Below are 14433 nucleotides of genomic sequence, written 5' to 3' on the forward strand. Positions count from 1 at the left end.
CGACGGACCCGGGAGGGGACGGTCCGGGGTGCCCCCGCAGGGCTGTGAACGACATGGGGGCAACCAATTCACCCCGGTGCCGTGATCAGCCCGAGGAGGTGCCCCGGGCCGGCCCTGACCCCACCCACCACAAGACGTGCACCCAAGGACGCACTCGCACGGGTGGGCGGGTGGGAAAAACGGCAGGCACGGCGCCCAGCCGTGAAAACGAACCGCACCGCCGCCACCTACGGCTGCACGTTCGGCGCCAGCCGAGGCCCGTGCCGCGGCGGACTGGGCGCCCCCAGAAGGATGAGACGCGCGGCCCGGTGCCGCTGCCCCGCATACGGCGACAAAAGCGAAAGCATCGTCTCGTCGTCCGACCGCCTCGCCCCGGTCAGCGCGAACCCGATCCGATGCGGAAGGTGCAGGTCCCCGACCGTCACCGCGTCCGCCGCCCCGTGACTGCGCTGCACCGTCTCCGCCGCCGTCCACGGCCCGATCCCGGGTACGACCTGCAACCGCGCCGCCGCCTCCGTCGCGCTCAGGCGGGTCAGAGCGTCGAGTCGCGGGCCGAGCCGGGCGGCCCGCAGAACGGTGGCGGCGCGTTTGCCGTCGACGCCGGCCGCGTGCCAGTCCCAGGACGGGATCAGGGACCAGCCGCGGGCGTCGGGCATGACGGCCATCCGGCCGAGGTCGGGGCCCGGGCCGGGGGCGGGGTCGCCGTATTTGAGCACCAGCGTCCGCCACGCCTGGTACGCCTCCCCCGTCGTGACCTTCTGTTCGAGGATGGACGGGATCAGGGATTCGAGCACCAGGCCGGTGCGGGCCAGCCGCAGTCCGGGGTTACGGCGGTGCGCGGTGTGCACGAGGCGGTGCCGGGGGACGAACGCGGACGGGTCGTCGTGCGCGCCGAGCAGCGCGGGCAGCGCGTCGAGCAGCCACTCGGCGCCGGGGCCCCAGGCGTGGCCCTCGATCGCGGCCGGGCTGCCGGTGAGCCGCAGGGTGCCGGGGCCGGCGGGGGTGCGGCCGGCCCGCCAGACCGTGCCGTCGCGGGTGATCCGGAACGCCGGGTCGCCCGGCCCGCGGCGCAACGGGTAGAGGGTGCGCCGTACGTCGAGCGGCCCGTCGGGGATCCACGAGCGGCTACGGGCGGGCGCCGGCCCCGCGCCGTCGGCGGTAGGGCTGCGCGGCGCCGGCAGAGGCAGCGGCGGTCGCGAACGGGCGGGGTACGGCACCCGGCGAGGCTACCGCCCACCCCGGGCTCCGCGGCACCCGCCCGCCAACACCGGACCGGCGGTACCGACAGCCATCCAGACGCGCCGACCGAGCCCAGCGGCTCCCGGCAGCAAACCGGGCCACGCACCGACGACCACCCAGGCGCGCCCCGGGCGCCCACATCAGCCCCGGTCCGCGCGCCCCGAAACCCAGCCCGCGCCCCGGCCACTCCCATCAAACCGGCCCCCGCGCCCGGCCGGCGCGCCCCCCAACCGCCCGCAAAAAGAAACGCCTCACTGATCCGACGAGAACCGCACACTCCCCGCCGGAATCCGCGCCCCGCACCACACCCGCACCCCGTGCAGCAGCTCGTTGTCCGCGCCGACCTCCGCCCCGTCGCCGACCACCGCACCGTCAAGCACGGTCCGCGCGCCGACCCGGGCGCCCGCCCCGACCAGGGAGTTGCGGACCACGGCGCCGGGTTCGACCACGGCGCCGGCCAGCACCGTGCTGCCGTCGATCCGGGCGCCGCCGCCGATGGCCGCGCCGGCGGAGACGCAGCTGCCGCCGCTGAGTTTGGCGTCCGGGGCGATGTCGGCCCCGGGCAGGGCGAGGTGTTCGCCGTGCCGGCCGGGCACGGCGGGTGAGGGGGCGCGGCCGAGGACGAGGTCGGCGGAGCCGCGCACGAACGCCTGCGGGGTGCCGAGGTCGAGCCAGTACGTGGAGTCGACCATGCCCTGCAGGTGCGCGCCGGCCGCGAGCAGGCCGGGGAACGTCTCGCGTTCGACGGAGACCGGGCGGCCGGCCGGGATCGTGTCGAGGACGGAGCGGGTGAAGACGTACGCGCCCGCGTTGATCTGGTCGGTGACGATCTCCTCCGGGGTCTGCGGCTTCTCCAGGAACGCGGTGACCCGCCCGTCGGCGTCGGTCGGCACCAGGCCGAACGCCCGCGGGTCCTCGACCCTGGTGAGGTGCAGCGAGACGTCGGCGCCGGTCCTGCGGTGGGTGCCGACGAGTTCGCGGATGTCGAGGCCGGTGAGGATGTCGCCGTTGAAGACCAGGACGGGTTCGCCGGGCGCGGAGTGCAGCCGGTGCACGACGTTGCGCAGGGCGCCGCCGGTGCCGAGCGGGTCGGTCTCGGTGACGTACTCCAGGTGCAGGCCGAGCTCCGAGCCGTCGCCGAAGTGCGGCTCGAAGACCTCGGCCAGGTAGGAGGTGGCGAGCACCACGTGCTCGATGCCGGCGGCCTTGGCGCGGGCCAGCTGGTGGGTGAGGAACGGCACGCCGGCCGCCGGGATCATCGGCTTGGGCGTGTGGACGGTGAGCGGTCGCAGCCGGGTGCCCTTGCCTCCGACCAGGAGGATGGCTTCGGTCGCCGGAGGACTCTCCACACCGGCGACGGTGGCAGATTGTGCGCGCATGGGAATGATAGTTCCATAACCGGGTAAGCAGCGTATTCGGGACTTGACGGTTCGTCCGCCGCGCCACGCCACCGGATCTCGCCGGTAGCCTGGCAGATGTGACGCCCACCGCCGAAACCGGCACCCCCGCAGGACTTCTCGCCGCCGCGCTCCGCGCCGACCCCGGTCGCCCGCTGGTCACTTTCTATGATGACGAGACGGGCGAAAGGGTTGAGCTGTCGGTCGCCACTTTTTCCAACTGGGTGGCCAAGACCGCGAATCTGCTCCAGGAGGAGCTGGGCGCGCAGCCCGGCGACCGGCTCGCGCTGCTGCTGCCCGCGCACTGGCAGACGGCGGTCTGGCTGCTGGCCGGCTTCTCCACCGGCGTGCTGGTGGCGCCCGGCGGCGACCCGGCGGGCGCGGACCTGGTGGTGAGCGGCCCCGACACGCTGGACGCGGCGCTGACCTGCAAGGGCGAGCGGATGGCGCTCGCGCTGCGGCCGCTGGGCGGACGGTTCCCGACGCCGCCGGCCGGGTTCGCCGACTACGCGGTCGAGGTGCCGAGCCAGGGCGACCGCTTCGTGCCGTACGAGCCGGTCGGCCCGGACGCGCCCGCGCTGGAACTTCCCGACGGCGGCGGCGTACTGGCCGGCGGTGAGGTGGTGGCACGGGCCCGCGCCTCGGCGGCCGGCCTGGGCCTCGTACCCGGGTCGCGGCTGCTGTCCGGGCTGCCCTTCGACGGCTGGGACGGGCTCGCGGCGGGGCTCCTGGCCCCGCTGGCCGCGGACGCGTCGGTGGTCCTGTGCCGGCATCTGGACCGGCTGCCGGCCGACCAGCTGGCCCGCCGCCAGGACGCGGAACGGGTCACCCACACCGCCTAGGTCGACCGCCGTCCCACCCGCTCCGGCGCCCCGGCGGCCCCCGGAGAAGCTCGGGCGAGCAGAATTGGTGTCCGAGGCAACCAAGTTGTCCTTTCGACTGTCTGAACGATTGCCGGTAGGGCATTCGTGCCCCGCTCCCCGGCGAACGGCGATCGGCACACGGCGGGGGAGGACTCGCGCGCGGTGGCCGACAGGACCTACCGAGGGACGGGCACGTGACCACGCCAGCAGGGCCACCGCACGGGGACGGCGACGCAGAGCGCGAGGCGGACGGCGACGCGGCTCCGGAAGCAGCCTCGGAATCAGCCCCTGAGGCGGCCCCGGAGCCGACGCCAGGACCCGACGCCGAACCGGCCGCCGAACCGGCCGCCGAGCCCGACCCGGAACCGGAGCCGGCCCCCGACGAGCCCGCGGACACGGCCGAAGCCGCCGCCGGAAACGCCGAAGCACCGGCCCCCGGTGATCCGGCCCCCGGCGACCCCGCCGAGCGTCCCGACGAGCTCGGCGCCCCGAAAAAGCCCCGCCGCCGCCACCGCGGCCTCCGCATCGCCGCGATATGCACCGCCGTCGTCGTCCTCATCGGCGGCGGCGGCCTCTGGTACGTCTACGAGCAGCTCAACGGGAACATCACCACCGACACCGCCACCGAGACCCAGCTGAAGGTCCACGAGTCGGAGCGGCCCACCGAGGGGCCGACCAAGGCCGAGAACGTGCTGCTCATCGGCTCGGACAACCGCGGCTCCGGCAACGAGCAGTACGGCCACGACACCGGCACCCAGCGCTCGGACACCACGATCCTGCTGCACCTGTCGGCCGACCGCAGCAGCGCCACGGCGATGAGCATCCCGCGCGACCTGATGACGCACGTGCCGGAGTGCCAGGCACCGGACGGGCACACCGTCAAGGCGACGTTCGAGCAGTTCAACTGGGCGTTCCAGTTCGGCGGCGCCGCCTGCACCATCCGCACGGTCGAGAACATGACGCACATCCGCATCGACCACCACCTGATCGTGGACTTCGCCGGCTTCAAGAAGATGGTCAACGCCATCGGCGGCGTGGACGTCTGCCTGAAGGAGCCGGTGCACGACATCGACGCGCAGCTCGACCTGCCCGCGGGCAAGCAGAAGCTCAACGGGGCCCAGGCGCTGGGCTTCGTACGGGCCCGGGAGAGCATCGGCGACGGCAGCGACACCCAGCGGATGGAGCGGCAGCAGGATTTCCTGGCCTCGTTGATCAAGAAGGTGCGCAGCAACGGCGTGCTGCTCAATCCGGTGAAGCTGTACCCGCTGCTGTCGGCGGCCACGTCGTCGCTGACCGCCGACCCGGGGCTGGACTCGCTGAACGAGCTGTACGACCTCGTGCACAGCCTGCAGAAGACGCCGACCGGGGCGGTGCACTTCCTGACCGTGCCGCAGGAGCCGTACGTCAACGACCACAACCGCGACCAGCTCATCCAGCCCGACGCCGACGGCCTGTTCACGACGCTGCGCGAGGACCGGCCGGTCGCGGTGGCGCCCGACAGCTCGTCCGGTGACAGCGGTGCCAAGCCCTCACCGGATGCGAGCGGCAGCTCCACGGCCTCCCCGAGTACGGCGCCGACGTACCACGGGACGACCGCGGATCGGGACATCTGCGACAAAAACTGAACCGCTCCCCCGGGCATCGATCGAGCGCAGAGCCGATATTCAGGCATTTGTCCCTACATCGACCGGCGGATTTGTCACGGGCGCGCATCGGCGCTGAACTGGGCCGCTAGTGTGAGCGATCCGGCAGATCCGGTTGGAGGACACGAACGACCGTGGACAACCAGGGCGGCAGCAACATCGATCCCGCGGACCAGTGGGTGCTCGATCCGGCCACCGGCACGTACCAGTTGCGGCTGGAGCCGGAGACCGGCGCGGGCGGCCGGCCCGGCGTTCCGCGTCAGGCGGGCCCCACCACGAGCGGCACCGGTACGAGCAGTCCCGCCGGCGGAGCCGCAGGAACCGCCGGAGGCACCGGCACCGCCGGCACCCGTCGTGCCGGCGGCCCGACCACCAGCGGCACCGGCACCGCCGCCGTCCCCACCACCGCGCCGCCCGGCCGCCGTCGCCGGGCGAACCCCGACACCGCCACTCCGGACCGCCGCCGGGGGCGGAAGAAGGGGAAGTCCGGCAAGCAGAAGGCGCTGCTGTGGACCGCGGGCACCCTCGGCTTCGTCCTCATCGCGGGCAGTGTCGGCGGCTACCTGGTCTACCAGCACTTCAACAACAACATCACGACGGTGGACGTCGGCAACGCCGGCAGCAAGAACGTCACGCACTCCGGTCCGATGAACATCCTGGTGATCGGCACCGACAGCCGGATCGGCCTCGGCGACAAGTACGGCGACGCGGGCAGCGTCGGCCACGCGGACACCACGATCCTGTTCCACGTCTCGGCCGACCGCAGCAACGCGACGGCGATGAGCATCCCGCGGGACATCGTCACGTCCATCCCCGACTGCCCGACCAAGCAGAAGGACGGCTCCACCAAGACCATCCCCGGCACGCCGGCCGGGATGACGACGCCGAAGTTCAACGAGAGCCTGGGGGTGGACGGCCGCGATCCCGGCTGCACCATGCGGGCCGTCTCGCAGCTGACCGGCGGCATCCCGATCGACCACTTCATGATGGTCAACTTCGAGGCGGTCAAGACCCTGTCGTCGGCGGTCGGCGGGGTGGACGTCTGCCTGGACCGCCCGCTGGTCGACCCCAAGTCGCATCTGAATCTGCCGGCGGGGCCGCACAAGCTGGAGGGCGAGCAGGCGCTGGAGTTCGTCCGCACCCGGCACGCGCTGCAGAACCAGAGCGACCTGGACCGGATCAAGCTGCAGCAGAACTTCATCGGCGCGATGATCCGCAAGATGAAGTCCGGCGGCACCCTGACCAACCCGAAGAAGCTGTTCACGCTGGCGAACGCGGCCACCAAGGCGCTCACCGTGGACTCCGCGATCGGCAGCGTCAGCAAGCTGACCAGCCTGGCCAAGGACCTCAGCAAGGTGGACAGCAAGCACATCTCGTTCACCACGCTGCCGGTGGTGGACAACCCCAACGAGAAGGTGCACGCCACGGTCGTGGTGGACCAGACCCGGGCGCCGCAGCTCTTCTCGCTGATCAAGAACGACGTCTCGCTCACCCAGGTGAAGAAGCCGGCCGCCAAGCCCGACCCGCGGCTGGTCGGGCCGAAGGCCACCCCGCACGACACCCGGGTCAACGTGCTCAACGGCAGCGGGGTCTTCGGCGCCGCGCAGGACACCGTCAACTGGCTGCAGAACACCCAGGGCGTCAACCGCTCGGCGAACGCGGGGAACGCGCCCGCCACCGCCAAGACGCTCCTGGAGTACGCGCCGAACCAGGCCGACCAGGCCCGCTCGCTGGCCGCGATGATGGGGCTGCCGGCGTCCGCGCTCAAGCAGGGCACGGTGAACGCGAAGCCGCTGGCGTACATGAAGCTGACGCTCGGCAAGGACTTCAGCACGCCCGGTACGCCGATCGGACCGCCGACCAGCGCACCGAAGGATCTGCAGAAGACCGAAGCGGACAATTCGGCCTGCGTGAAGTAGCTCACGAAACCTGACGGTGATCCACGTCGTGTTAAGTCAAAGGGAAGAGGTGCAACTTCACCCGTCCCGATTCCGTCTGACAGATGGACGACCGGGGACAGCACGGACAACAGCGGGGATCAGCGGAAGGGGTTCGCATGCGCGACGGAACGGTGGGCGGGATGCCCGGAATACCCGGGGCACCCGGCGGCCGGCCGGACATGCACGCGGACCCGTACGGGAACCGGCAGTACCAAGGCACGAACCACGAGAGCCCGCAGTACGAAGACCCGCAGCACGAGAGCCCGCAGCACGAGGACCCGCAGCGCGGTGGCGGCGACGAGCCGCCCGGCGAGATACCCGAGCCACGCGCGGCCGGGGGCAGCGGTGGCGGGCACCGGCGCGGCGGGTCGCGGCGGCGGCCCAAGAGCCGTAAGCGCCGGATACTCAAGTGGACGGCGATCATCGCCGCGGTCGCGGTGCTCGGCACGGCGGGCGCCGCGTACGGCTACTACGAGTACCTGTCGGGCAAGATCCGCAAGGGCGAGCGGGTCAGCGGCAGCACACACGTGGCCAAGACCAAGGCCAACGCCAACGGCGACACCCCGATGAACATCCTCATCCTCGGCTCCGACACCCGCAACGACGCCGAGGACCTCAAGCTCGGCGGCGCGAAGGACACCGTGGGCCAGCCGCCCCGGGCCGACGTGATCATGATCGCGCACCTGTCGGCCGACCGCAGCAACATGTCGGTGGTCAGCATCCCGCGCGACACCCGGGTCGACATCCCGCAGTGCACCGATCCCAAGACGCACCAGGTGTTCGCGCCGAAGAACGCCATCATCAACGAGTCGCTCGGCCGCGGCGGCGCCGGCTGCACGCTGGCCACCGTGCAGAACCTGACCGGCGTCTACATCGACCACTGGCTGACCATCGACTTCTCCGGTGTGGTGAAGATGGCCGACGTCGTCGGCGGTGTCTCGGTCTGCGTCAAGGAGAACGTGGACGACCACTCGACCCCCGCGCAGCCCGGCGGCTCGCACCTGCACCTCAAGGCCGGCACCCAGAAGATCTACGGCAACACCGCGCTGCAGTGGCTGCGGACCCGGCACGCCTGGGGCAGCGACGCGATGCGCTCCAAGGCCCAGCACATGTACATGAGCTCGCTGATCCGGGAGCTGCGCAGCCAGAACCTGTTCACGAACCCGGGCAAGCTCAACAAGATCGCGACCACCGCGATGTCGGCGTTCGAGGTCTCCAAGGAGATCGGCACCCCGAAGAAGCTCTACGACCTGGGCATGCAGCTCAAGACCGTGCCGTCGAACCGGATCACGATGCTGACGATGCCGCACGACGCGGACCCGGAGGACCCGACCGCGCACTACATCCCGTCGGCGGACGCCCCCCAGGTCTGGTCGCTGCTGCGCAACGACGTGGCGATGGACAGCAACGGCAAGGCGAAGACGCCGGCCTCCGGATCGCCGGCGGCGAAGCCGACGACGACCGCGCCGTCCGGACCGCCGGCGGCCGCGGCGGCCACCATCCCGGTCACCGTCGTCAACGGCACGGCGGGCACCAGCGGCGGCGTGGCGACCGACCACCGGGCCACCAGCATCGCGACCGCGCTGAAGGCGGCCGGCTTCACCCAGGCCACCACAGGGCAGACCGCTCCCAGCCCGGGCACCGTCCTCAACTACCCGGCGAGCAGCGGCGCCCAGGGCAAGGCGAACGCCCTGTCGGTGGGCAAGGCGCTGAAGATCCCGGCAGCCAACGTCAAGGCGTCCACGACCGCGAAGGCCATCACGCTGACCGTCGGCGCGGACTGGAAGACCGGTACGGACTTCAGCAAGACGCTGCCGAAGAGCGGTTCGGTGCCGACGACGGCGGACGCGGTGAACGGGGCGGACACCACCGGGTGCATGGAGGTGCTGAAGATCTACCGCTGGTAGCGGGTGCCGGTGGGACCGGGGCCGTCCGTACCCGCCTCCGCGCGGGTACGGACGGGGCTCACGCCTCCGCGCGAGCGGTCTCGCTCTGCTCGTCGCGCACCGCGGGGCGGCGGCTGGCGATCACCCGGCGGGCCAGCGAGCGCGGGCTGGTCAGGAAGCCGTAGCCCCAGCACATGTGCATGGTGCCGAGCGCCAGCGGGATCCGCAGCCGGGCGCCCGCCGGCAGCCCGCGGCCGGCCGGCAGCGAGCCCAGGACGATGCCGGCCAGGTAGGCGGCGGGCACGACCAGCGCCCACGGCGTCAGGGCCGCGCCGACGACGATGCCGGCCACGTTGGCCAGCAGCGCGCCGGGCGCGGCCAGGTAGCGCAGGTTGACCGAGCCGCGGTGGTAGCGGGTGACGACCCGGCGCCAGCGGCCGTAGTCCTTGTACTGCTTGGCGAGCGCGCGCACGCTGGGCCGCGGCCGGTAGGAGACCCGCAGCTCGGGCGAGAACCAGATCAGGTGCCCCGCCTCGCGGATCCGGTAGTTCAGCTCCCAGTCCTGGGCGCGGATGAACTCCACGTTGTAGCCGCCCTGCCGTTCCAGCACCTCGCGGCGGAAGACGCCGAGGTAGACGGTGTCGGCCGGGGCGGCCTGGCCGCCGGTGTGGAAGGCGGCGTTGCCGACGCCGATCTTCGCGGTCATCGCGGCGGCCACCGCGCGCTCCCAGTCGTTCTCGCCCTCGGCGTGCATGATGCCGCCGACGTTGGCCGCGCCGGTCTCGGCGAGCAGCCGGACGGCGGTGGCGATGTAGTCCGGCGAGAGCATGCCGTGCCCGTCGACCCGGACCACGACGGGGTGCCGGGACGCCTGGATCGCCGCGTTGAGCGCGGCGGGCGTGCGTCCGGTGGGGTTGGGCACCGTGTGGACCCGGGGGTCCTCGGCGACCAGCTCGGCGGCGATCTCATCGGTGCGGTCCTTGGACGGGCCGATCGCGATGACGACTTCCAGCTCGCCTGGATAGTCCTGCTCCAGGATGTGCCGGACGGAGTCGCGCAGATGGCGCTCCTCGTTGAGGACCGGCATGATCACGGAGACTGCCGGGAGTGCGGTGTCAGTGGCGGCGTTCATCGCGGCAAACGTTACCGCTAACGGGGGACCCCAGCGCGTGGGGCCAAGACCTACAGTCCTATTTGTCCCTAGCCTGAACGGGTTCGCGTCCTTATCGCCCCACTACCTCACGGCCCCGTCCGTGACCTCTACGCGGAGGGACCCCCGTGCCGCCCAACCGACGCAGCCCGTCAGGAGCCCGCCGACCGGCCGCCGGCCGCCGTCCCGCCGCTGGGCGCAGGCCGCCGATCCGCTGGAGCACCAGGATCGCCGGCGGTGTGGCGCTGCTGGTGATCACCGCGGCCGGCGTCGGCCACGCCGTGGTGAACGGCATGAACGGCGCCATCGACCGGGTGGACGCCTTCGGCGGCATGCAGGGCCGCCCCGACGGCACCAAGGGCACCAACTTCCTGCTGGTCGGCACCGACGGCCGGGACGGCATCGACCCGGCGGAGAAGCGCCAGTACCACCTGGGCGGCGAGCCCTGCCACTGCACGGACACGATCATGCTGGTGCACCTGTCGGAGGACCGGTCGCGGGCGAGCGTCGTCAGCATCCCGCGCGACACGCTGGTGCAGCTGCCGACCGGGGCCGCGACCGCCACCCCGAGCCCGGCCGGCTCCACAGCGGCGGCCGTGGACGCCAAGGCGGCCGGCCCTTCCGCGAGCGCCTCCCCCACCGCGTCGGCCGCCCGCCCCGCCACCCGCCCGGCCAAGATCAACGAGGCGTACGCGGACGGCGGCCCCAAGCTCACCGTCAGCACCGTCGAGCAGCTCACCGGCGTGCACATCGACCACTACCTGGAAGTGGACTTCACCAGCTTCATGAAGACGGTGGACGTCATCGGCGGGGTCCCGGTCTGCACCACCCGCCCGCTCAAGGACTCGCACACCGGCCTGAACCTGCCGGTCGGCACCACCGTGCTGGACGGCGGTCAGGCCCTGCAGTACGTACGGTCCCGGCACCTGGACGAGTCGGCGGACCTCGGCCGGATCCAGCGCCAGCAGCGTTTCGTGGCGCAGATCATCCACAAGGTCACCAGCGGCGGCATCCTGACGAACCCGGTGGAGCTGGCCAAGGTGGCCGGCACCGCGCTCGGCTCGGTGCGCGCCGACCAGGGCCTGAAGCCGACCGATCTGATCGCGCTGGTCAAGAGCATGAAGAACTTCTCGTCGCACTCGTCGGAGTTCACCTCGGTGCCGATCAGCAACCCGAACTACACCGTGCCCGGTGTCGGCTCGACGGTGAAGTGGGACGACGCCAAGGCGGGCGTGCTGTGGGCGGACCTGCGGGCCGACAAGCCGCTCGCACCGGTCCGCAAGGCCCCGGCGGCGACCCCGCACGCCGGGGGGCTCAAGCCGGTCACGGTGGACGTCGACCCGGCGACCATCCGGGTCCGGGTGGCCAACGGCACCGACACGGTCGGGCTGGCGGCCTCCGCGCAGAAGGCGCTGCACGCGACCGGCTTCGCCACCACCGGCGCCCCCGGCACCTCGGAGCACCGCACGGCCAGGACGGTGATCACCTACGACCCGGGCTGGGACCGTTCCGCCAGGTCGCTGGCCGCGGCGCTGCCCGGCGCCCAGCTGGTGCCGGTGGCGGGGCAGGGCGCGGTGATGCGGGTGACGCTCGGCACCGACTTCAAGGCAGTGGCGCCGGTGGCCGCGGCGCCGCCGTCGGACAGCTCCGAGCACGCGCTGACCGGGGACGAGGTGGGCTGCCCGTGACGGGGTGGCGGTGAGACCCGTGGCGGGCGGTCGAGGGGACCCCAGCCCGTCCAGCCCCCGTCCCGTACGGCCCTCAGTCGTCCAGGCCCTCCGCCGCCCGCTCCCTGCGCAGCTCCAGGATCGCGCGGCGGCGGGCCAGCCGGTGGGTGCGGCGGATCTGCGCCTCCTGCCAGCGGCGGCGGTCGCGGTCGGTCTCCGGCAGCACCGGCGGCACCCGGCGCGGCCGGCCCTCGGCGTCCACGGCGACGAAGACCAGGTACGCGCTGGCCACCTGCTTGGCGGCGCCGGACTCGTTCCACCGCTCGGCCACCACCCGCACGCCGACCTCCATCGAGGTGCTGCCGGTCCAGTTGACCTGGGCCTTCACCTGGAGCAGGTCGCCGACCATGACGGGTTCGAGGAACGCCATCTCGTCCATCGCGCCGGTGACGGCCGGGCCCCCCGAGTGCCGTCCGGCGACGGCGCCGGCCGCGTCGTCGACCAGCTTCATCACCACGCCGCCGTGCACCGTGCCGAGCAGGTTCGTGTCGTGCGCGCTCATGATGTGGGAGAGCGTGATCCGGGAGGCGGAGTTCGGCTTGCCCGGGATCACCGGGGCGGCCGGAACGTCATCGATCATGACAGCCACTTTATGTCCGTTACGGCTTCGCTGCGGCCGGTGGCCGAATGCATCGGGTCTGCTACAGAACCGCCCTGGATTGCGGGTCGCACCGGGTGGCCAGGCACACTTTCGGCATGAACGGTTGGAGCGATGACACCGAGCGGCGACGGCTCTCAGAGCCGCCGCTCCCCCCAGAACTGTCGCCTCGCCGCGCCGCCGCAGCCGGTGGCGGCATCCCGCCGCAGCCCTCCGCGCGCCCGCAGCAGGGCGGCCCCGGCGGTCCCGGCGGATTCGGCGACCCGCAGCCGGGCGGCGGGTCCGGCGACGGCTACGGCCCGCCCTCGACGAGCGGCAGGGGCAGCGGTCCCCGGCGCCCGCGCTGGAGCACCCGCAAGAAGATCGGCTACACCGCGCTCGGTCTGGTCGTGGTGCTGCTCGTGGTGTCCGTCTCCACCTACTTCTGGGCCGACTCCAAGGTGCGCCGCGAGGTGGACCTCAGCAAGGTCGAGGACCGGCCGCCGACCGGCAAGGGCACGAACTACCTGATCGTCGGCTCCGACAGCCGTGAGGGCCTGACCAAGCAGGACGAGAAGGATCTGCACACCGGCGCCGACAGCGGCCAGCGCACCGACTCGATGATGATCCTGCACACCGGCAGCAACGGCACCACGATGATGAGCCTGCCGCGCGACTCCTACGTCACCATCCCGGCCTTCACCGGCAAGGAGTCGGGCAAGCGGTACGCGGCCTCCACCCACAAGCTCAACCGGGCGTATTCGGACGGCGGCCCCGAGCTGCTGACCCGCACGATCGAGTACAACACCGGCCTGCACATCGACCACTACGCGGAGATCGGCTTCTCCGGCTTCGTCAACCTGGTCAACGCGCTCGGCGGCGTCAACATGTGCCTGGACAAGCCGCTCAAGGACAAGGCGTCCGGCGCGGACTTCCAGGCCGGCTGCCAGAAGCTGAACGGCAAGCAGTCGCTGGCGTTCGTCCGGCAGCGGCACCAGGAGGCCGACCAGGACCTGGGCCGGATGCGCAACCAGCAGAAGTTCCTGTCCACGCTGGCGCACCAGGCGGCCTCGCCGACCACCGTGCTCAACCCGTTCAAGCTCTACCCGGTGATCGGCTCCGGCCTCGACACGCTCATCGTGGACAAGAAGATGAGCCTGCTCGACCTCACCCACATGTTCTGGGCGATGAAGGGTGTCACCGGCGGCAGCGGCAAGTCGATCACCGTGCCGATCGCCAACGCGAACTACATGACGCCGAACGACGGCGACGCGCTGAAGTGGGACATGACCAAGGGCAAGCAGCTCTTCGACGAGCTGAAGAACGACCAGAAGGTCACCGTCACGAAGTAGCGGCCCTCGCGCCCTTCGCGGGCGGCGGCATGAAGCGGCCCCGGTCACCACGGCGTTCACGCGCCGGGCGGCCGGGGCCGTTCCCGTTCCCGCTGTCTGCGGGCAGGTGCCGGACGGCTCAGGCGGGGATCGGCACGCCGGTGACGGTGGGCACCCACTGGTCCAGCTCCGCGCGCCAGTAACGGGCCACGTTCAGCCGGGTCGGCTTGGGCTCGCCCGGCAGCTGGAACCTGAGCGAGCTCCACAGCGCCCCCCGCCTCACGTCGGTCACCAGAGCCGCGGCCTCAGCGCGCGGTATCGCCGCCACCAGCTCCTTGGGGCGGGCGCTCATCCGCCCGGCCTTGTGGAAGACCACGGCCTGCTCGGTGACGGTGACGAAGTAGTACTTCACGAATGCCTGGGCGATCAGCCCGAACAGGTTGGTGAGGTACGGGCTCGGACCGGTCACCGTGTGGATCGTGGCGATGGGCCGGTCGGCCGGGTTGATCTGCGCGATGGCCTGGGCCACCTGTTCCTGCATCGTGGACTTCCGAATGGCCATGAAGTGCCCCCACTTTCGGTTGACTTGAAACGCCGCGACGCCGCTACCAGGCTGGTAGCGGCGTCGCAGCGTATCGTCTTCCGGCTGTCAGGTACGCGCCCAGGTGGCCGATCGTACG

At 72.0% G+C, this 14433-nt stretch carries 11 protein-coding genes; 6 read left to right on the top strand and 5 right to left on the bottom strand.

Annotated elements, in window-relative coordinates:
* Positions 1 to 227: 227 nt before the first annotated feature.
* Both ACQPW6_RS13040 and ACQPW6_RS13045 read right to left on the bottom strand, forming a co-directional pair.
* The gene (locus ACQPW6_RS13040; RefSeq protein WP_433889753.1) at positions 228 to 1217 is read right to left on the bottom strand and encodes a DNA-3-methyladenine glycosylase family protein; all 990 of its coding nucleotides are present in this window, start codon (positions 1215 to 1217) and stop codon (positions 228 to 230) included.
* A gap of 273 nt (positions 1218 to 1490) precedes the next feature.
* Positions 1491 to 2618: a sugar phosphate nucleotidyltransferase gene (locus ACQPW6_RS13045; RefSeq protein WP_433889754.1), complete on the bottom strand. Its 1128-nt coding sequence runs from the start codon at positions 2616 to 2618 to the stop codon at positions 1491 to 1493.
* A 98-nt stretch (positions 2619 to 2716) separates the two neighbouring features.
* On the opposite strand from ACQPW6_RS13045, the gene ACQPW6_RS13050 reads away from it, so the two are divergent.
* The 4 genes from ACQPW6_RS13050 (at position 2717) to ACQPW6_RS13065 (ending at position 8989) form a co-directional block, all read left to right on the top strand.
* Positions 2717 to 3478, top strand: a complete 762-nt coding sequence (locus tag ACQPW6_RS13050) for a TIGR03089 family protein (RefSeq protein ID WP_433889755.1) — start codon at positions 2717 to 2719, stop codon at positions 3476 to 3478.
* A gap of 215 nt (positions 3479 to 3693) precedes the next feature.
* Positions 3694 to 5124 carry an LCP family protein gene (locus tag ACQPW6_RS13055; RefSeq protein WP_433889756.1) on the top strand — a complete coding sequence of 477 codons (1431 nt, stop codon included), beginning with the start codon at positions 3694 to 3696 and terminating at the stop codon, positions 5122 to 5124.
* A 152-nt stretch (positions 5125 to 5276) separates the two neighbouring features.
* Positions 5277 to 7061 carry an LCP family protein gene (locus ACQPW6_RS13060; protein ID WP_433889757.1) on the top strand — a complete coding sequence of 595 codons (1785 nt, stop codon included), beginning with the start codon at positions 5277 to 5279 and terminating at the stop codon, positions 7059 to 7061.
* Positions 7062 to 7198: 137 nt separating this feature from the next.
* The gene (locus tag ACQPW6_RS13065) at positions 7199 to 8989 is read left to right on the top strand and encodes an LCP family protein (protein WP_433889758.1); all 1791 of its coding nucleotides are present in this window, start codon (positions 7199 to 7201) and stop codon (positions 8987 to 8989) included.
* A 58-nt stretch (positions 8990 to 9047) separates the two neighbouring features.
* On the opposite strand, the gene ACQPW6_RS13070 is transcribed toward ACQPW6_RS13065, so the two are convergent.
* Positions 9048 to 10100: a glycosyltransferase family 2 protein gene (locus ACQPW6_RS13070; RefSeq protein WP_433889759.1), complete on the bottom strand. Its 1053-nt coding sequence runs from the start codon at positions 10098 to 10100 to the stop codon at positions 9048 to 9050.
* 146 nt (positions 10101 to 10246) lie between these two features.
* On the opposite strand from ACQPW6_RS13070, the gene ACQPW6_RS13075 reads away from it, so the two are divergent.
* Positions 10247 to 11806, top strand: coding sequence for an LCP family protein (locus ACQPW6_RS13075; RefSeq protein ID WP_433889760.1), 1560 nt, complete (start codon positions 10247 to 10249; stop codon positions 11804 to 11806).
* Positions 11807 to 11879: 73 nt separating this feature from the next.
* Here the strand turns inward: ACQPW6_RS13075 and ACQPW6_RS13080 are convergent, their stop codons facing one another.
* Positions 11880 to 12425, bottom strand: coding sequence for an acyl-CoA thioesterase (locus ACQPW6_RS13080; protein WP_433889761.1), 546 nt, complete (start codon positions 12423 to 12425; stop codon positions 11880 to 11882).
* A 116-nt stretch (positions 12426 to 12541) separates the two neighbouring features.
* Between ACQPW6_RS13080 and ACQPW6_RS13085 the strand changes: the two genes are divergently transcribed.
* A complete protein-coding gene (locus tag ACQPW6_RS13085) occupies positions 12542 to 13774 on the top strand; it encodes an LCP family protein (protein WP_433889762.1) in 1233 nt (410 codons plus the stop codon).
* 118 nt (positions 13775 to 13892) lie between these two features.
* On the opposite strand, the gene ACQPW6_RS13090 is transcribed toward ACQPW6_RS13085, so the two are convergent.
* On the bottom strand, positions 13893 to 14315 hold the full coding sequence (locus ACQPW6_RS13090; RefSeq protein ID WP_433889763.1) for a hypothetical protein: 423 nt from the start codon (positions 14313 to 14315) through the stop codon (positions 13893 to 13895).
* Between the last annotated feature and the right edge of the window lie 118 nt (positions 14316 to 14433).

This window comes from Streptomyces sp. CA-111067 (assembly GCF_050956065.1).
Taxonomy (GTDB): Bacteria; Actinomycetota; Actinomycetes; order Streptomycetales; family Streptomycetaceae; genus Actinacidiphila.